Raw genomic sequence first — 17,811 nt, 5'->3', positions numbered from 1 at the left:
ATGACTTAGCAAAATGCACAAACAGGCTTTCCCTAGGTATTGGCAAAATAATCAACGTTTTATATTTTTAAACTGCTTAGTGGTGTCCGTCAGTGCGATTTCTGTCGGTAACCGCTCCATTGAGCTGGCCCCATAGAAACCATCACATTGCGGACAATTATCCATGATGTATTGAGCATCTGCTGGGGTCGAAATCGGCCCGCCGTGGCACAGCACAATAATATCTTCGCGCACTGTTTTTGCCGCTGCGGCCCACGCATTAATCAGAGGAACACAATCCGCCAGCTTCAGGGCGGTATCAGCGCCAATATTGCCGCCGGTGGTCAACCCCATGTGAGGAACAATGATATCGGCCCCCGCTTGCGTCATCGCGACAGCATCTGCAGCACTGAAAACATACGGCGTCGTCAGCAGGTCTTTTTCGTGGGCAAGACGAATCATATCCACTTCCAAACCATAGCCCATGCCGGTTTCTTCCAGATTGGCGCGGAAATTACCGTCGATTAAGCCGACGGTTGGGAAATTCTGTACCCCCGAAAAGCCCAAGTCCTTCAATTGATCCAAAAAGTGGTCAAACTGGCAGAAAGGGTCAGTGCCGTTAACCCCGGCCAATACCGGCGTTTTTTTGACGACGGGCAGCACTTCTTTGGCCATATCGACTACAATTTCATTCGCATTGCCATATGCCAGCAAACCCGCCAGCGACCCCCGCCCCGCCATACGATAGCGGCCGGAGTTATAGATAACGATTAAATCAATACCGCCAGCTTCTTCACATTTAGCCGACAGCCCCGTCCCCGCACCACCGCCGATAATCGGCTCACGGCGGGCAATCATTTCCCGGAATTTGGCCAATATGGCCTGGCGTTGAAATTTTGGCATCTGCTTCTCCACGAATAAAATGGCCCTAATGGGATGGGCTCTTTGCTATTTCTTTAAAGTTTTCTACTGCTGCTTGGGCAAACTGCGGGTCATTAATATTGAATGGATAGTGCACCAAGCGGCGTTTTTCAGTTTGAATCACGGTGTCTTCCAGCGTACGGATAAAGGCGCTGAGTGCTTTTTCATCCCAGAAAGGTTGGCCTGGCGCATCTAATGCCGAGAACCCACCCGTTGGAATTAAGAAACGCACTTCTCCCTGGCAACGATTTAATTTCTCGCCAATCCAGCGCGCCATTTGGATATTCTCTTGTTCAGTGGTGCGCATCAGTGTGACTTGCGCATTGTGCTTATAAAATAAGCGATCTGCATATTTCGCCGGAATAGTCGCCGGGCTACCAAAATTGACCATATCTAATGCGCCACAGGAACCGACATAAGGAATATTGGTGTGAGCAATAGCATCAAATCTTTCTGGCCCGCAGGCCAATACACCATCAAATAACCAGTCGCAGACTTCAGTAGTGGTCAGATCCAGCGCTCCGGCCAGCAAACCGCTTTCGGCCAATTTCTCCATGGCTTTGCCGCCACTGCCGGTGGCGTGGAACACCAGACAATCATATTCTGCCGATAGCGCAGCGCTAACCGCCTGAATACAGGGGGTGGTGACCCCAAACATCGTCAAACCCAGCGCGGGTTTGTCATCAGCGGCTAGCTCTTCTTTGGCAAAATAAACCGCACCGGCAATTTGATGGGCTGCATTACTCAATACGCGGCGGGAAATGCGGTTTAGGCCAGCAATATCAGTGACTGAATACATCATGGCGATATCACTCGCGCCGATGTAACCGGAAACATCACCGGAAGCCATAGTTGACACCATCAGTTTAGGAATACCGATGGGCAAACTTTGCATCGCGGGCGTAATCAGTGCCGTACCGCCAGATCCGCCGAGCCCTAGCAGGGCAGCGACATCATCACGGCTAGCAATAAAATGTTCAAAAGCCAGCGCCATCGCACTTATCGCCCGGCCCCGGTCACCACAGAAAACTGCCTGATGCCCATCCGGATGATGGCTTGCCACCATTTCTGCCGTGATATCTGTGCCGCTGGCGTGTTTACCCTCTTTCGTCGATAAATCAACTGTGACCGTCGTTAGCCCGGTTGCTTTAATCAAGTCACTGACATAAGCCAGTTCTGCGCCTTTGGTATCTGTCGTGGTAGCAATATAAATATGACGAGGCATCTGAACATCCTTCTATGAATGCGGAATGTCACAAAAAATTAAGCCGCTCACTGCATTTTGTTGGGAATTGATTTTTGGCTTACTGCCCAATAATGAAGCAAGTTGGTTAAGATGGGATCATATTGAGACTGCCGTATCATTTACGCAAAGAGCACAGTTTAAATATGAGACTGTAGTCTCAAAATTAGTTGGGATACCGCGTGCTTTCATGGCGATTTGTGCAGGCGGTTTGTTATAGTGGGCACAAATACAATCTGCAGCCCTGGAGTGACCGTGAATAATCAGGATAAACAGGAAAGCGCCTCTCCATCGTTGACCACCATTAGGGCCAGAACCCGGCGGTTACTTATCGACACCGCGATGTCGATGTATGAGCAAGGGGCGTTTCCATCAATCACCGAAGTGGCAAATGCGGCTCAACTTTCCCGTGCTACAGCTTACCGTTATTTTCCGACGCAAAGTGCGCTGGTCTCTGCCATGGTCGATGAAAGCCTTGGGCCAATACTGGAATGGCAGCCGACTCAGCCCGATGCACGCCAACGCATTGCTGAATTACTGTCTTTTGCTTATCCGCGGATGTTGCAACACGAAGGAGTGCTACGAGCCGCGCTGCATTTATCCTTAGAACAATGGGCCAACAACCGTAGTCATCCCAATAATGATGAAAAGTTAGTCCGTGGCAACCGTAAGCGGCTGTTAAAATTGGCGGTTGAGCCATTGGAAGGGAAGCTGGAGCCGGAAGCACTGCAAAGAGTGATCCATGCCTTTTCATTAATTTATGGGTCAGAAGTTTTTATGGTGCTAAAAGATATTTGGCATTTGGATGAGGCTGGTATTCAGGATGTCACTCAGTGGATGGGTAAGGCCATTTTATTGCAGGCGGAGGCCGACGTGCGCCAAGCCGCCCAAGATGAAAGTGAAAGCCGCTAATCTCGCTGCGGCGCAGGGCCGCAGGGTAAATTTAGACCGCCTCTAACCTGGCATAAGCAGCCACCAGCCACTTAATCCCCTCGCCGGGGAAAGCCACCTGTAACCGGCTGTGTTCACCACTGCCCTCTAGATTAACGATAGTGCCCTCGCCAAACTTAGGGTGACGGACTCGTTGACCCAGTGAGAAGCCACTGTCATTTTCATTCATCGGCGTGCCCATGCTGCGGTGGTTTACTGGACGAGAGACCGTCGCACGTAACCGCACTTCTTCGACACACTCCTGCGGCAATTCGCCGATAAAACGTGATGGCCGATGATTCACTTCTTTGCCATACAGACGACGGCTCTCCGCATAGCAAAGAGTGAGTTTCTGCATAGCACGGGTCAGCCCCACATAGGCCAACCGGCGCTCTTCCTCCAAACGCCCGCCCTCATCCAGTGACATCTGGCTGGGGAACATGCCCTCTTCCATACCCACTATGAATACCTGTGGGAACTCCAACCCTTTTGCTGAATGGAGCGTCATCAGCTGCACCGCATCCTGATAGGCATCGGCCTGCCCCTCTCCGGCCTCCAGTGCCGCATGAGAGAGAAATGCCTGTAATGGCATCAGATCCTGATCTTCGTCCTGATAGCTATATTGGCGAGTCGCATTCACCAGTTCTTCAAGGTTCTCAATCCGTGCCTGACCTTTTTCGCCTTTCTCCTGCTCATACATCGCCCATAAACCGGAGTCACGAATCACTCGGTCAGTTTGCACATGCAGCGGCATATCAGCGGTTTCATGTGCCAGTGAATCCACCAGCTCGACAAAACGTTGCAGCGCCGAAGCCGCACGGCCCGCCAGCACCTGCTCCTGCAACATAGCGCGAGTTGACTGCCACAAGGTTAATTGGCGATCACGGGCCGTGTGGCGAATAACATCTAAAGTGCGATCGCCAATACCACGCGTTGGCGTATTAACCACCCGCTCAAAAGCCGCATCATCATTGCGATTGGAAATTAAGCGCAAATAAGCCAATGCATCTTTAATTTCCTGGCGTTCGAAGAAGCGCTGACCACCATATATGCGGTATGGCATCGCGGTCTGTAATAAGGCCTCTTCCAGCACGCGCGATTGGGCATTACTGCGATACAAAATGGCGCAATCATTCAGCGCGCCACCGCTATCCTGCCAAGCTTTAATGCGGTTCACGACAAAACGAGCTTCATCCAATTCATTAAAGGCGCAATAGAGTGAGATGGGTTCACCCTCAGCGCCATCAGTCCACAGGTTTTTCCCCATGCGGCCATCATTATTGGCAATCAAAGTATTCGCCGCGGTCAGGATGTTGCTGGTCGAGCGGTAATTTTGTTCCAACCGGATGGTTTCAGCACCGGGGAAATCTTTCAGGAAACGCTGGATATTTTCCACCTGCGCCCCGCGCCAACCATAGATTGACTGGTCATCGTCGCCGACAATCATCACATTGGAGCGATCCCCTGCCAGCAGGCGAATCCAGGCGTATTGGATGTTATTGGTATCCTGGAACTCATCCACCAGAATGTTGGTAAAGCGCTCGCGATAATGATTCAGAATGTGCGGCTTATTCAGCCACAACTCATGCGCGCGCAATAATAGCTCGGCAAAATCCACTAAACCCGCGCGGTCACAAGCCTCCTGATAGGCTTGGTAGATACGCAGCCACGTGGCTTCGACCGGGTTGCCGTAGCTCTCAATATGCTGTGGGCGGAGCCCTTCATCTTTTTTGCCGTTGATATACCACATTGCTTGACGCGGCGGCCATTGTTTCTCGTCTAAATTCAATGCCTTAACCAGCCGCTTCAATAAACGCAGTTGGTCGTCGCTGTCAAGGATTTGGAAATCCTGTGGCAGATTGGCGTCCATGTGATGAGCGCGCAGCAACCGATGCGCCAGACCGTGGAAAGTGCCAATCCACATCCCGCCCTGGCTGGTGCCAATCAAATGCTCAATGCGGTGGCGCATTTCAGCCGCCGCTTTATTGGTAAAGGTGACGGCGATAATGGAGTACGGCGAGGCATTTTCTACCGATAACAGCCAAGCAATACGGTGCACCAGCACCCGAGTTTTACCACTGCCCGCACCGGCCAGTACCAACAGGTTGCAACGTGGTGCGGCCACGGCTTCGCGTTGTTTTTCATTCAGGCTGTCGAGCAGGTCAGAGACGTCCATAGGCACCGTTTATCGGGTAAGGGAAAATAGCTTAATCGCCGGTTATCCGACTATTTTACCACCATTCCACTGTGAATTTATACAGAGTTATTGTGAAGGATTATAGCAATGCTGTCAGGGAAGCCAACTGCGCAATCTCAATATGTGGCAATAACCGGCTATCACGGGCGGTCATCAGGTTTTGTTGCCGGTCGTTAATCCAGCATGCTTGCATGCCGCAACGTAACGAACCGGCGACATCAGTGGTTAAATCATCACCGACATGCAAAATATGTTTCAGCGGTATATCCAGGTGATTGGCCGCCTTATGGTACATATCACGGAAAGGTTTGGCGCGGCCATGGGGGCCAGAGCGCAACACAAACTGGAAGTAACTGTCCAAACCACAGGCTTTGGGGTCAGCATTGCCATTAGTGATAGCCACCAATGGATAATGTTCGGCTAATGCGCTCAGCGTGTCATGGGTGGCCGGCGGCACATAAATACGGCTGCGCCATAGGGCAAAATTTTCCATGGCTGCATTGGCGCCACATTGCGCTTCTGACTTACTCAGGCCATGGCGCATCAGGCCCAGCTCGATTGCCTGCCAGCGCCACTGAGTGACGTCGTGATAAATATCAGGATCTTGCGCCAGTAATTCACGGCGAAAACCATGTAAATCAGCGGCTTGTAACTGTGCCAAATTGGGGTGGTACTGCTGTAAAAATGCCACAGATTCCTGTTCTGTTCGGGAGATTACCGGCCGATTGTCATACAGGGTGTCATCCAAATCGAAGGTAATAGCGGAAATACGCTCAAGTGGACGATAAAAATGCATCAGGATTTGCCTCGTTTGGCCCGTGGATGAGCAGCATCATACACGGTTGCCAGATGTTGAAAGTCTAGATGAGTATAAATTTGTGTGGTGGTCAGATTGGCGTGGCCCAATAACTCCTGCACCGCGCGCAAATCCCCACTGGATTCCAGCATGTGGGTAGCAAAAGAGTGGCGCAATTTATGGGGGTGAATATGGCTACTAACCCCTTGTTTTATCCCCCACTCAGCAAAGCGCTTCTGTACATTTCGCGCGGAAATTCGCTTACCGGTGTTGGCTAAGAAGATGGCGTCATCCTGCGGCTCAAACAATTCGCGCAGTTCCAGCCAATGTTCCAGCCATGTCACCGCCGTCTTGCCGATGGGCACTTTGCGCTCTTTACTGCCCTTACCCATCACCCAGACTTCGCCGCTGGCTAAATCGACATGTTTGCAGTTCATGCCCACCAGTTCAGATAAACGCAAACCCGCGCCATACATCACTTCCAGCATCGCCCGGTCGCGCACAGCTAGCGGGTCATTCAAGTCGATATCCAGCAGTTTATCGACTTCATCAACATCAATATTTTTCGGTAAATGGCGGCCAGAGCGCGGGGTAGCGACGCCCTTGGCGGGGTTGGCTGGCAGTACGCCCTGACTGACCAACCAGTCAAGGAAACTGCGCAACGCCGAGAGCCGCAAAGCCAAGCTTGATGAGTGTAAACCGGCGCGCTTACTGCGGGAAACGAAAGAGCGAACCTGGGCGGCATCCAGCGTTTGCCAGTGCGCAAGGCCCATTTGCTCGCCTATCTCTATCAGCGCCTGTAGCTGACGCCGATAGCTGGTGATGGTCAATGGGCTGAGCTGACGCTCAACTTTGAGATAACGCAGGAAAGCCTCTACCTGCGGGGCAAGTGAGGCACTGAATTCGGTCATACCGGCGCTATCCAGCGCTCCAGCAGGCTTGGCAACAACATAGATAGCTGATTAAGCATCACGGTGCCCATGCCCTGCTGATAATGCTGTGTATCGCGGCTGCTGAAAATAATCACGCCCAGATCGCCGTTTTTGCCCATCAATGACAGTGCAGCCGAGCCCACTTGCTTAGCTTGGGGCAATAACAGCAACAATTCCGGGCCATTTAAACTGCCAAGATAATGGCGCTCATTACCCAACCGCTGGATGCGCATGGGTTCAAAAGCATGGCGAGACAGGCCCAAGTGGGTGAAGTCAGACGGCGCGCCTATTTGCCAGCGATCGGTGAACAGCCGGATATTGGCCCCGGCCAGGCCGAAATCTCTGGCCCAGCGCTGTAAACGGTTGAGCATGTCTTGCAAGCTACTGGCGGCGGCAAGATTGCTTTGCAGTTGCAGTAAGCGGCTGAACAGCACTTCATTCAGGCCCGCCTGCTCCATCAGCAAGGTAATTTCTTCTTCCAACTGACCTATCTGGTTACGCTGGCGGCCTAGTTGCCATTCCACCAGCGAGACGGTGCCCCTTACCGGATGGGGAATATGCATCTGTTCAACCAAACGAGCATTGCGGATAAAGAAGTCGGGATTTTGCAATAAATACTGCATCACGGCGTCGTCGTCTAATTCGATAGCCGCTAGCGCCTGCTCCTCATAACTTTTCATGTAACACCCGTTCCTATAGCCAAAGTAATTGGAATTGCAGGTAGGTAGGCAGCCAACAAACGAATCCCGAATTACTTAAGTCAGTGATTCGGGTGAGTGCGCGCAGCTAATAACCCTGCAATTTCAAGTACGAAGGATATTATAAATGGATAAATCCGTCGTAAACATGGGTCGCAGGCCCGGTCATATACAGTGGGTGACCCGGCCCTTGCCAACTAATATGCAAGCTGCCCCCCGGCAATTCAACATGCACCTCTTCGCCGAGCAACTCTTGCTGGATGCCAATCGCTACTGCGGCACAAGCCCCACTACCACAGGCCTGAGTTTCACCGGCTCCGCGCTCATACACCCGCAAACGGATATGTTCGCGGCTCACAACCTGCATAAAGCCGATATTCGCCCGTTCAGGAAAGCGCTCATGGTTTTCTAATTCTGGGCCCAGCAATGCAACGTTGGCAACCGAAACATCATCAACCTGCATCACACAGTGAGGATTTCCCATTGAAACGACACCACAGAGTACGGTGTGCTCTGCGGCGCGTAAAATATAGGTTTTCTCTGCTTTGGCGGCACGGAAAGGGACATTTTGCGGCTCAAAATCAGGCTCCCCCATATTGACACAAACTAGCTCGTCTTCAGTGACACTCAGGATCATGCGGCCGGTTTGGGTACTCACACTAATATCACGCTTATTGGTCAGCCCCTTCAGGCGGACAAAACGGGCAAAACAGCGAGCACCATTACCACACTGAGAAACTTCACTGCCATCAGCATTAAAAATACGATAATGGAAATCCAGTTCAGGATCATAAGGCGGCTCTACCACCAACATCTGATCAAAGCCCACGCCCGTGTGCCGGTCTGCTAATCGACGGATTAACTCCGGCGAAAAATAAACATTTTGGGTGACCGCATCGACAACCATAAAGTCGTTGCCAAGACCGTGCATTTTGGAGAACTGCATTTCATACTCCGCTGACTTTTATTTACCGGCTAAATGTTCGGTACTGACTCAATCTGGCTGCGATAAAGATAATTATTGTGGCCCAGCGATAGTTTGGGTCGGTTTGCTCTCACCCGGTACACCCTGCTGATTCTTATTGACCTGACCGCTGTCTTGTTTTGTCGTTTCGACGGTTGGTTTATCTGACGGAGGAAAATATAACGGGCCTTTCAGGCCACACCCGGCCAGTGCCAACACCATTATCGCCGTCAGTGGCCAATGTAATTTTTTTTTCATTTTTTAACGCCTGTAAATTGTTTTGACGCCGGTAAATGTATTAATGCCTGTGATTCACGCGTCCAAGGTATCTATAATCGCAGGTGGATCATGAAAAGCAATAGGAATTGAATATGAACGACAGCGAGTTTCATCAGTTAGCCGATCAATTGATGCTTTACATTGAAGAGACACTGGATGGTTTTAGCGGCGATAGCGATATCGATTATGAAACCAATGGCGGGGTGATGACCCTGACTTTCGACAATGGCAGCAAGATTGTTATCAACCGTCAAGAGCCATTACATCAGGTATGGCTGGCAACCAAAGCGGGCGGATACCATTTTGATTACCGCGCAGGGCACTGGTATTGCTCGCGCAGCGGCGAAGAATTCTTGACCAAACTATCCGAAGCAGCCACCGCCCAAGCGGGTGAAGATGTTAGCTTTATCTAGTCAATGATTCGGGCAAAAACACGCCGCTAACTCCCCTGCGGCGTCAAAGACGCAGGGGAAATTAATGTAGCTGAAACTGCTGCGCTGGCGGGTTGGCTTCTTTCTCTGCAATATGCAGATGAGATAAGGTGTTACTGCGAAACGGAATTACCTGAGTCCGGCCATCTAACTGCACAATTTGATAGAATTGTGGCAAATTGAAGTTGATAAAGCTGGAGCCGTAGGTAAAACGATCGTGAGAAGATGAATAGAAACGGCTAACATCCCGCACTAACTCCTCTTTACTGCCCTCACAATGGTGATAAACCTCAACCCGGTTTGTCTCATCCAGAATGTAAATATTAAAGCCTTTTTCATCTGCAGTACCCTCGAAGAAGAACTGAATAATCCCTTCGCTGGCAAAGCCGTCAACCACCGGCGGCAGATGAATTTGATCAGTTTCGACCTGAATCGATAACCCATGCAATTTATTATTGGAAATTGCACCATAGAATTCGACGGCATTTTCCAGTTTCTGCACCGAGACGCTCAGGCGCTCAAAGAACAACCCCCAAGTCTGGCCGGACACCCGCACCGCTTTAAAACGGCCCGGTTCCTGACGGGTACTGGACAAGCGCAGTTCAATACATTCAGAAACCAATTGTTGAATACGGGTGCGAATCAAGCCACGCAAATGTTGGCTATAGCAGAATACATCCACTGATTCAGGCGGAGCTGCATCCTGATGCATTTTGCCTAAAATGGTTTTCAGTGCTTCTAATACCGCCTGCTCACCACTGAAATGCAAGGTTCGCACTTCATTCCATGAGTTGCGGTACAACAAATCGATACTGCCAACCAGGCACTGCTGCTGCTCGCCAAAGCTGAAAACATCCAGTTTACGGAAATCAAAATGCACCACTTGATTGCGGAAAGCCGCCGTGGGGTCATGCTCCAGATTGACGATAATCGCCAAATGGCGAATCTCGCACGGGCTATACAGCGCTTTAGGTGTGGGTGCTGGTAGGCGTAGCGGGAAGTGATGAGAAATATCAGTCACCAGTTCTTGCAGTTTCACGGTATCGCACAGATTGGCACTTTTAATATGCAAGCGAGTTTTGCTGGTCAACAGGCCGTTGAAATAAGCCCACGACACCAATTTATTCAGATAGCGGTTATATTCCAGCGGCTGATGGCTGACGATGGCATCCATCGACGGCGCTTGATTATACAGATACCAGCCGGGGCGATTGGCTCGGCCCGCCGGGACATGAATAAAAGTCAAATGCTCTTCAGAAAGATCCGGGGAAATTTGCGGGTTAACCAGAGTCACTTTACCCGGTAAAGCTTCAAATGCCGCATACAGTTTACGGGTCAGAACCCCGATATCCTGCGGGCTGGCACTGACACTCAAGTTGTTGCGCCGCGCAAAGCGAATCAAGTTACGATAGCTTTGCATCATGGCATCCAGCAGCTCGTTATGTGCTTCGCGTACCCGTTCAATCTTCCAGTTGGCGCGATTATCCAGCACCGCCAGACTCTCGTCACTCCAGCCCCATTCACTAACCAGTTGGCTGAGAATTTCACGCCGCCAGCCGACACTCGCAGGGGTACGAGATAACTTTTCACACACTTTAAGATAGAAACAGCGGCGCACCAGATTCAGCCGAGTGGTGTCATTGATTTGAGTAAGATAGCGAGTGACGCGGTCGAGCATCATGCAGTAAGCATCAAGGCCAAACGCCACGATTTCGCCGGCATGCAGGCGCTGTTTGATTTCCATCGCCAACAGCTGAGAATTGGGGTATTCCCAAGAATAAGCTTCGAGCAAGACGGTTTTCAGTACCGCCTTATAAGGCGAATCGATACTTTTGTACAATTGCCACAAGCTAGCGCCGAAATACTCTTCCGCTGACAGGGTGCTCAAGCCACCCAGATCCAGCCATTCATTCGGCGTTAATACGCCCTGCGCGTAGAGCGACAGCACGTAATCATCGTAATTATTTTCTTCTTCGACCGGAACCATATTCCACAGAATACGTTTCCCGGCCAGACGAACCGCACTGCGGTAAAATTCATCCAGCAATAAAATATGTTGAGTTGAGCCGCAATCCTCACCACTCAAACTGCCACTAGCGTTATGGCGGAAGCGGTTTTCATCAATAAGGAAGAAGTTAACTTCAACACCCATTGATGCAGCCCATTTTTCCAGCAGACTACATTTTTTTTGTAAACGGCTGCGTTCTTCAGCATCAAGCCAGGCTTGGTGACAGACCCAAATATCCAGATCAGATGTATGACACTGACCAATAGATGAAGTGCTACCCATTGAGTAGACACCAGTAATTGGCAGCTCCCCGCCCACACTCTGTTGCAAAGGCTGGCCCCATTTGGCTTCAACCTCAGACAAATAATCTTGTTGCGTTTCATTGGGCGTGAAAAGGCAGATGCCATGGGGAACGTTACCATCAAGATAACCCGGCATCAGTGGGTGATGACAATGTAATAGGGTCGGTAGCAGACTGTAGACCCTTTGGAAGGCTGGCCCCATGGCCGCCAAGGCGCGATCGACTCGTAATTGGTTGATCGCATCCAGTCGCTGTTTCAGTGTCTCGATGTAGAGGTACAAGACGTCTCGCCTGATTGTTTTCCGGTGCTTAGAAAGAAACCCGTGTCCCAGATTCGTCTATTGTTTTCTAACTTCATCGCAAAATGTACTTTTTGTTGAACTGACCAAAAAACATTTTGTTTGAAGAATATTTAACGAATTATTGCTGGAAACGTGATCAATCTAACACCTTGCCGATTGACCGTAAAGAAAGTAAAGCTATCCCCACCATTATAACGCCTATTTCGAGCCAAAATCATGGGTGCAGCAGCCGGTATCGCGCCAATCAACCCACAACGCAGGCTATTGTCAGTCTGGGGGATAAACCCCTGATCCAGACAGGCATTTGTTAGAATAGTTGCTTTCTTATACTATTATCCGCCCTGTTGATATGGCTACCACACTGACAGTCTTCTCCGGTCAATGGTAGGATGGGCCGTAAAATATAAAAACGGTAACAAGCAATGTTAGACAAAATTATTCGAATTGCCACGCGACAAAGCCCGCTCGCCTTATGGCAAGCACATTATGTTCAACATTTACTGCAAACCAATCATCCTGGTCTGCAGGTCGAGTTGGTTCCCATGGTGACCCGCGGGGACATCATTCTGGATACACCACTGGCCAAAGTCGGCGGTAAAGGTTTGTTCGTCAAAGAATTAGAGTTGGCGCTGTTGGAAGGGCGGGCAGATATTGCCGTTCATTCGATGAAAGATGTCCCGATCGCTTTTCCTGACGGGCTGGGTCTGGTCTCAATTTGTGAGCGTGATGACCCGCGCGATGCTTTCGTATCAATAAATTATGCACATCTGGATGATTTGCCAGCCGGTAGCATTGTGGGGACTTCAAGCTTGCGCCGCCAATGTCAGTTGCGCGAACGCCGCCCTGACCTGATTATTCGGGATCTGCGCGGTAATGTCGGCACGCGCCTGGCCAAGCTCGATAACGGTGATTACCACGCGATTATTCTGGCAGTGGCGGGTCTCAAGCGCCTTGGGCTCGAAAGCCGAATTCGCTATGCCATGCCCGCAGAAGAGTCATTGCCCGCTGTCGGTCAAGGGGCGGTTGGCATTGAATGTCGCCTGGAGGATGATTTTACCCGTCAACTGCTGGCCCCACTGAATCATCGCGAGACTGAATTACGGGTATGTGCGGAACGCGCCATGAATACTCGCCTTGAAGGGGGCTGTCAGGTGCCGATTGGCAGCTATGCCGAATTGGACGGCGCTACATTGTGGCTTCGCGCATTGGTCGGTGCCCCCGATGGCAGTGAAATTATTCGGGGTGAGCGCCGCGGCCCTGCTGAAAATGCAGAGCAAATGGGCATTGAGCTGGCCGATGAACTGCTATCACGGGGAGCGCGCGAAATTCTGGCTGAGGTTTATCAGGATAATCTGCCATCATGACGATTCTGGTGACCCGTCCGTCCCCTGCTGGGGAGCAGTTAGTCAGCCGCCTGCGTGCGCTGGGCCGGGTTGCCTATCATGCCCCATTGATTGATTTCTCACCCGGCGATGACCTGCCAAAATTGCCCGCATTGCTGCAAAACATGCAAGCAGGCGACTTGGTTTTTGCTTTGTCGCAGAACGCGATTCGCTACGCTAACCCGCTGTTAAAAAGAAATAACCTGTCATGGCCGGCACAGTTATCTTATTATGCTATTGGTCGTAACACTGCTTTAGCATTGCATACCGCCAGCCGCTTGCACGTCACTTACCCCCCAACGGGAGAGACCAGCGAGATGCTGCTATTATTGCCTGACCTACAAAAGCTGGCGGGTAAGAAGGCACTGTTATTGCGCGGTAATGGCGGACGAGAACTGCTCGGTGAAAGCCTGACTGAGCGCGGAGCCACAGTGACTTTTTGCGAATGTTATCAACGCAGCCCCATCTTTTATGATGGCAGTGAACAAAGTGCGCATTGGCAACGTTCCGGAGTCGATATTCTGGTCATTACCAGCGGCGAAATGTTACAACAGACCTATACTTTAGTTCCTGATTATTATCGTTCTTCCTGGTTGCTTCGCTGCCGCTTAGTGGTCGTGAGTGAGCGCTTGGCAACTGTGGCGGCCCAAATGGGCTGGAGCCACATCCGGGTCGCGGAGAATGCTGATAATGACGCGCTGATCCGCGCACTACAAGATTTTCAATAAACCTGAAACCTGACTATGGGATGCCCAATATGACGGAACAAAATACCCCATCCGCACCAGTGGAAGAGACAACCACCGCGGCTGAGAGGCACCAACAGCCAAACCCAGAAATCCGCCGGGAGAAAAAAACCGGCCCGATTCTGGGAGCCATTGCTATTGCACTGGCCATCGCGCTGGGTGCCGGGCTTTATTATCACGGACACCAACAGGCTCAGTTACAAGATGCGGCGAATATTGCGCTGCAAGAACAGTTAGCAGCATTAAAACAGAGTCAGTTGCAGGAAAAACAGCAACTTGAGTCACTATTACAACAACAGGGCAAAGCGCTGGAAGCCGCTGATCGCCAGCAAACATCCCTGACGCGCCAACTTAACGAGTTACAAGAGAAAGTCGCCACCATTTCAGGAAGTGACGCCAAAACCTGGTTACTGGCCCAAGCTGACTTTCTGGTGAAAATGGCCGGCCGTAAACTGTGGAGTGATCAAGATGTCACCACGGCAGCCACATTACTGAAAAGTGCCGATGCCAGCTTGGCAGATATGAATGACCCGAGCCTTATTGATGTGCGCCGGGCATTAACCGAAGATATCAGCGCCCTTTCTGCGGTCACTCAGGTCGACTTCGACGGCATTATTCTCAAACTGAATCAACTGTCAAATCAAGTCGATAACCTGCGGCTGGCGGATAACAATATCGATGATTCCCCCATGGATGCCAACAGCGATGAGCTGTCTAGCTCGTTAGCCGAGTGGCGGCAAAATCTGACCAAAAGCTGGCACAGCTTTATGTCTGACTTTATTACTATCCGCCGCCGTGATAGTAGCGCTGAGCCGCTGTTAGCACCGAATCAGGATATTTATTTACGGGAAAATATCCGCTCTCGCCTGCTGGTGGCGGCTCAGGCGGTGCCTCGCCATCAGGAAGAGGTGTATAAACAGTCGCTAGAGACCATATCCACTTGGGTTCGTGCTTATTTTGATGTTAACGACCCCAATACCAAAGCTTTCCTCGATGAACTCGAGAGCCTAAGTCAGCAGTCAATTTCAATGGACGTACCTGATCAATTGAAGAGCCAGCCGATGCTAGAAAAATTGATGCAAACCCGGGTTCGTAACTTACTGGCACAAGCGCCAGTCACCGCTCAGGGGGAATAAGTATGCTGCGAGTATTACTGTTATTCCTCATCCTGACCGCCGGTATTGTCCTTGGCCCCATGCTGGCCGGTCATCAAGGTTATGTCTTGATCCAGACCGACAACTATAACGTCGAAACCAGTGTGACCGGTTTGGTCATTATGTTGGTCTTGCTGCTGGTGGCATTCCTGATTGTGGAATGGATATTGCGCCGTATCTTCCGCACCGGCGCGCGTACCCGTGGCTGGTTCCTGGGCCGTAAACGCACCCGTGCCCGCAAGCAGACCAAAGCAGCGCTGATAAAGTTAGCTGAAGGTGATTTCAAGCAAGTTGAGAAGTTACTGACCCGCAATGCCGATCACGCGGAGCAGCCGATGGTGAACTACCTACTGGCCGCTGAAGCCGCTCAGCAACGCGGTGATGAATTCCGCACTAATCAGTACCTGGAGCGGGCGGCCGAAGTGGCTGATACTGACCAATTGCCGGTTGATATCACGCGGGTACGCATTCAGTTGGCGCAGGGGCATGTTCATGCCGCACGTCATGGTGTTGATCGGCTGTTAGACCAAGCACCACGCCATCCGGAAGTCCTGCGTTTAGCAGAACAAGCTTATCTGCGCTCCGGCGCTTACAGCTCATTACTGGAGATTTTACCCGCAATGAGCAAAGTCCAGGTACACACGGCTGACGAGATAGCCGCGCTGGAGCAGCAAGCCTATATTGGCATGATGAATCAGTGTATGGCAGAAGAGGGAAGTGATGGCCTCAAACGCTGGTGGAAGGATCAAAGCCGTAAAGTGCGCAATGAAATCCCGCTGCAAGTGGCCTTGGCGGAACATCTGATTGAATGTAATGATAGTGATGTGGCCCAGCAAATCATTCTGGATGGCCTGAAACGCCAGTATGATGAGCGGTTGGTGCTACTGATACCGCGCCTGAAGTCCGGCAATCCGGAGCCATTGGAGAAATCATTACGCCAGCACATCAAACAGCATGGTGCCACACCGCTGCTTAATAGCACTTTGGGCCAGTTGATGTTGAAACATGGCGAATGGGAGAAAGCCAGTGAGGCTTTTAAAGCCGCACTTGAGCAGCGCCCTGATGGATATGATTATGCTTGGCTGGCTGATGCTCTGGATAAACTACACCGCCCAGAGGATGCGGCACAGGCCCGCCGTGAAGGGTTACTGCTGACACTGAAGCAAAATGGCGAGTCACTTTGATGGCTAACCTGCGCTGAGCACCTAGGGGCACTCCGGCGGCTTAGGCCGCTCTCGACCCCTACGGCACGTTTCCCCTTGGTGCAACTTAAACTGCAATCTATAGGCTCCTTCGGGGGCCTTTATATTATTTATTTTTTGCCAAAAAAAACGCTTGCCGACAAGGGCAAGCGTCTAAAATTTTCAGGTCTACAGACAACAATGTCGATGCCTCACTCAACGTTATGCCCGGTATGTGATGAAGAAATTCAACATCGTTTACATGGACAATAGGCACCCTAAAATCGGCTCTGCATCATCCCTGGGTTTATGAAGCATAATTGGTTATCAAAACCAAGCTGTCATAATAAGTGGGATGAGCATCTACGTCATAGATATTGCACTTAGCGTGCCAAATCACACTTTTAGCCGTGATTTTATTCCGCCAAACATCAATATTTTTTTAATTATTTGATAAATAATCATTTTATTTTTAACTTTCCCCACCACCTGATGCATCTCTCCTGTGGCACGAATATGTCGATATCTGAAGTGATCTGTCGCTACAAAACGACGCTATCACTGACCAATAATTTTATTGATATTTATCAATGTGTTAAATGTCTCTTATTAGAGACAAAGTATTGGTCTGTTGTCGCAAAAAGCTAACACCCACGTTTTAGCCCAATAAACCGCAGAGTTATTGATGTCATCAGGCCAATTTGATCAAAGGAGGCCAATATCGCGTTCGAGTAGCAGGAGCTAGCCAGAGAGTGCGAAAGCCGTTAACAAGCAGAGGGGATGGCGCGTAAATCACGATGACGGAGACAAAATACCGACGAAAAAAAACCCCGCATTGCGGGGTTTCTTCTGAAATTGGTCGGCGAGAGAGGATTCGAACCTCCGACCCACTGGTCCCAAACCAGTTGCGCTACCAAGCTGCGCTACTCGCCGATTTCTTACTGCGTACTCTACATGGTCTTTCGACCTATGTCCATGTAAATATTAATAAAATTTACATGTTTTGTGTGGTGCGAAGGGAGGGACTTGAACCCTCACGTCCGTAAGGACACTAACACCTGAAGCTAGCGCGTCTACCAATTCCGCCACCATCGCATGTTCCACAAAAATTTGGGGTGGCTAATGGGACTCGAACCCACGACAACTGGAATCACAATCCAGGGCTCTACCAACTGAGCTATAGCCACCATCACTTCATACAGCTTACTTCGTCCTACGCGGCAATCTTACCACCGCAGCTCTTGCACACAAAATTAATGGTGCGCCCGACAGGATTCGAACCTGAGACCTCTGCCTCCGGAGGGCAGCGCTCTATCCAGCTGAGCTACGGGCGCTTAGCGCCGTTGCGGGTGGGGATACTACGGTTT

At 50.7% G+C, this 17,811-nt stretch carries 17 protein-coding genes and 4 tRNA genes; 8 read left to right on the top strand and 13 right to left on the bottom strand.

Features of this window, described 5'->3' with window-relative positions:
• Positions 1–51 precede the first annotated feature (51 nt).
• Positions 52–882 (bottom strand): phosphoenolpyruvate hydrolase family protein, encoded by an 831-nt coding sequence (locus D5F51_RS01070; protein WP_087768275.1) that lies wholly within the window; start codon positions 880–882, stop codon positions 52–54.
• A gap of 25 nt (positions 883–907) precedes the next feature.
• Positions 908–2,125 (bottom strand): Tm-1-like ATP-binding domain-containing protein, encoded by a 1,218-nt coding sequence (locus D5F51_RS01065; RefSeq protein ID WP_129195370.1) that lies wholly within the window; start codon positions 2,123–2,125, stop codon positions 908–910.
• A gap of 25 nt (positions 2,126–2,150) precedes the next feature.
• On the opposite strand from D5F51_RS01065, the gene D5F51_RS01060 reads away from it, so the two are divergent.
• Both D5F51_RS01060 and D5F51_RS01055 read left to right on the top strand, forming a co-directional pair.
• Positions 2,151–2,363 carry a hypothetical protein gene (locus D5F51_RS01060; protein WP_129195369.1) on the top strand — a complete coding sequence of 71 codons (213 nt, stop codon included), beginning with the start codon at positions 2,151–2,153 and terminating at the stop codon, positions 2,361–2,363.
• A gap of 35 nt (positions 2,364–2,398) precedes the next feature.
• The gene (locus D5F51_RS01055; protein WP_025379907.1) at positions 2,399–3,055 is read left to right on the top strand and encodes a TetR/AcrR family transcriptional regulator; all 657 of its coding nucleotides are present in this window, start codon (positions 2,399–2,401) and stop codon (positions 3,053–3,055) included.
• Positions 3,056–3,086: 31 nt separating this feature from the next.
• On the opposite strand, the gene uvrD is transcribed toward D5F51_RS01055, so the two are convergent.
• From uvrD to lptM, 6 genes are all read right to left on the bottom strand, one after another.
• On the bottom strand, positions 3,087–5,249 hold the full coding sequence (gene uvrD, locus D5F51_RS01050) for a DNA helicase II (protein WP_025379908.1): 2,163 nt from the start codon (positions 5,247–5,249) through the stop codon (positions 3,087–3,089).
• A 100-nt stretch (positions 5,250–5,349) separates the two neighbouring features.
• On the bottom strand, positions 5,350–6,066 hold the full coding sequence (gene yigB, locus D5F51_RS01045) for a 5-amino-6-(5-phospho-D-ribitylamino)uracil phosphatase YigB (protein WP_129195368.1): 717 nt from the start codon (positions 6,064–6,066) through the stop codon (positions 5,350–5,352).
• Entirely contained in the window at positions 6,066–6,977 is a 912-nt protein-coding gene (gene xerC / locus D5F51_RS01040) for a tyrosine recombinase XerC (RefSeq protein WP_129195367.1), read from the bottom strand. Before xerC ends, yigB begins: the two co-directional genes overlap by 1 nt.
• A complete protein-coding gene (locus D5F51_RS01035; RefSeq protein WP_025379911.1) occupies positions 6,974–7,678 on the bottom strand; it encodes a DUF484 domain-containing protein in 705 nt (234 codons plus the stop codon). Before D5F51_RS01035 ends, xerC begins: the two co-directional genes overlap by 4 nt.
• 139 nt (positions 7,679–7,817) lie before the next feature.
• On the bottom strand, positions 7,818–8,642 hold the full coding sequence (gene dapF / locus D5F51_RS01030; RefSeq protein ID WP_025379912.1) for a diaminopimelate epimerase: 825 nt from the start codon (positions 8,640–8,642) through the stop codon (positions 7,818–7,820).
• A 72-nt stretch (positions 8,643–8,714) separates the two neighbouring features.
• On the bottom strand, positions 8,715–8,918 hold the full coding sequence (gene lptM / locus D5F51_RS01025; RefSeq protein ID WP_129195366.1) for an LPS translocon maturation chaperone LptM: 204 nt from the start codon (positions 8,916–8,918) through the stop codon (positions 8,715–8,717).
• Between the two features lie 113 nt (positions 8,919–9,031).
• Between lptM and cyaY the strand changes: the two genes are divergently transcribed.
• On the top strand, positions 9,032–9,352 hold the full coding sequence (cyaY, locus tag D5F51_RS01020; RefSeq protein ID WP_129195365.1) for an iron donor protein CyaY: 321 nt from the start codon (positions 9,032–9,034) through the stop codon (positions 9,350–9,352).
• A 61-nt stretch (positions 9,353–9,413) separates the two neighbouring features.
• On the opposite strand, the gene D5F51_RS01015 is transcribed toward cyaY, so the two are convergent.
• Positions 9,414–11,960: a class I adenylate cyclase gene (locus tag D5F51_RS01015; protein ID WP_025379915.1), complete on the bottom strand. Its 2,547-nt coding sequence runs from the start codon at positions 11,958–11,960 to the stop codon at positions 9,414–9,416.
• A 116-nt stretch (positions 11,961–12,076) separates the two neighbouring features.
• Here D5F51_RS01015 and D5F51_RS22940 point away from each other — a divergent pair, with 116 nt between their 5' ends.
• The 5 genes from D5F51_RS22940 to hemY all read left to right on the top strand — a co-directional run bounded on the left by D5F51_RS22940 (position 12,077) and on the right by hemY (position 16,447).
• Entirely contained in the window at positions 12,077–12,292 is a 216-nt protein-coding gene (locus D5F51_RS22940) for a hypothetical protein (protein WP_087768272.1), read from the top strand.
• Between the two features lie 111 nt (positions 12,293–12,403).
• Positions 12,404–13,345, top strand: coding sequence for a hydroxymethylbilane synthase (hemC, locus tag D5F51_RS01005; protein ID WP_129195364.1), 942 nt, complete (start codon positions 12,404–12,406; stop codon positions 13,343–13,345).
• On the top strand, positions 13,342–14,091 hold the full coding sequence (gene hemD, locus D5F51_RS01000; protein WP_129195363.1) for a uroporphyrinogen-III synthase: 750 nt from the start codon (positions 13,342–13,344) through the stop codon (positions 14,089–14,091). Before hemC ends, hemD begins: the two co-directional genes overlap by 4 nt.
• Before the next feature lie 29 nt (positions 14,092–14,120).
• A complete protein-coding gene (gene hemX, locus D5F51_RS00995) occupies positions 14,121–15,245 on the top strand; it encodes a uroporphyrinogen-III C-methyltransferase (RefSeq protein ID WP_129195362.1) in 1,125 nt (374 codons plus the stop codon).
• A gap of 2 nt (positions 15,246–15,247) precedes the next feature.
• A complete protein-coding gene (gene hemY, locus D5F51_RS00990) occupies positions 15,248–16,447 on the top strand; it encodes a protoheme IX biogenesis protein HemY (protein WP_129195361.1) in 1,200 nt (399 codons plus the stop codon).
• Between the two features lie 853 nt (positions 16,448–17,300).
• Here hemY and D5F51_RS00985 read toward each other — a convergent pair.
• The 4 genes from D5F51_RS00985 to D5F51_RS00970 form a co-directional block, all read right to left on the bottom strand.
• Positions 17,301–17,377: transfer RNA gene (locus D5F51_RS00985), tRNA-Pro, on the bottom strand.
• 75 nt (positions 17,378–17,452) lie between these two features.
• Positions 17,453–17,539, bottom strand: a tRNA-Leu gene (locus tag D5F51_RS00980).
• 16 nt (positions 17,540–17,555) lie between these two features.
• Positions 17,556–17,631, bottom strand: a tRNA-His gene (locus tag D5F51_RS00975).
• 70 nt (positions 17,632–17,701) lie between these two features.
• A tRNA-Arg gene (locus tag D5F51_RS00970) sits at positions 17,702–17,778 on the bottom strand.
• Positions 17,779–17,811: the final 33 nt, after the last annotated feature.

The organism is Yersinia hibernica (genome assembly GCF_004124235.1).
Taxonomy (GTDB): domain Bacteria; phylum Pseudomonadota; class Gammaproteobacteria; order Enterobacterales; family Enterobacteriaceae; genus Yersinia; species Yersinia hibernica.
Note: the sequence above shows the minus strand (reverse complement) of the source record. Positions and strands in the feature narration are given on the sequence as shown.

Excerpts from the sequence above, each read along its gene's own strand:
- D5F51_RS01070 (WP_087768275.1), bottom strand. The coding sequence starts at position 882 with ATGCCAAAATTTCAACGCCAGGCCATATTGGCCAAATTCCGGGAAATG.
- D5F51_RS01065 (WP_129195370.1), bottom strand. The coding sequence starts at position 2,125 with ATGCCTCGTCATATTTATATTGCTACCACGACAGATACCAAAGGCGCA.
- D5F51_RS01060 (WP_129195369.1), top strand. The coding sequence starts at position 2,151 with ATGTCACAAAAAATTAAGCCGCTCACTGCATTTTGTTGGGAATTGATT.
- uvrD (WP_025379908.1), bottom strand. The coding sequence starts at position 5,249 with ATGGACGTCTCTGACCTGCTCGACAGCCTGAATGAAAAACAACGCGAA.
- yigB (WP_129195368.1), bottom strand. The coding sequence starts at position 6,066 with ATGCATTTTTATCGTCCACTTGAGCGTATTTCCGCTATTACCTTCGAT.
- xerC (WP_129195367.1), bottom strand. The coding sequence starts at position 6,977 with ATGACCGAATTCAGTGCCTCACTTGCCCCGCAGGTAGAGGCTTTCCTG.
- D5F51_RS01035 (WP_025379911.1), bottom strand. The coding sequence starts at position 7,678 with ATGAAAAGTTATGAGGAGCAGGCGCTAGCGGCTATCGAATTAGACGAC.
- dapF (WP_025379912.1), bottom strand. The coding sequence starts at position 8,642 with ATGCAGTTCTCCAAAATGCACGGTCTTGGCAACGACTTTATGGTTGTC.
- lptM (WP_129195366.1), bottom strand. The coding sequence starts at position 8,918 with ATGAAAAAAAAATTACATTGGCCACTGACGGCGATAATGGTGTTGGCA.
- cyaY (WP_129195365.1), top strand. The coding sequence starts at position 9,032 with ATGAACGACAGCGAGTTTCATCAGTTAGCCGATCAATTGATGCTTTAC.
- hemC (WP_129195364.1), top strand. The coding sequence starts at position 12,404 with ATGTTAGACAAAATTATTCGAATTGCCACGCGACAAAGCCCGCTCGCC.
- hemD (WP_129195363.1), top strand. The coding sequence starts at position 13,342 with ATGACGATTCTGGTGACCCGTCCGTCCCCTGCTGGGGAGCAGTTAGTC.
- hemX (WP_129195362.1), top strand. The coding sequence starts at position 14,121 with ATGACGGAACAAAATACCCCATCCGCACCAGTGGAAGAGACAACCACC.
- hemY (WP_129195361.1), top strand. The coding sequence starts at position 15,248 with ATGCTGCGAGTATTACTGTTATTCCTCATCCTGACCGCCGGTATTGTC.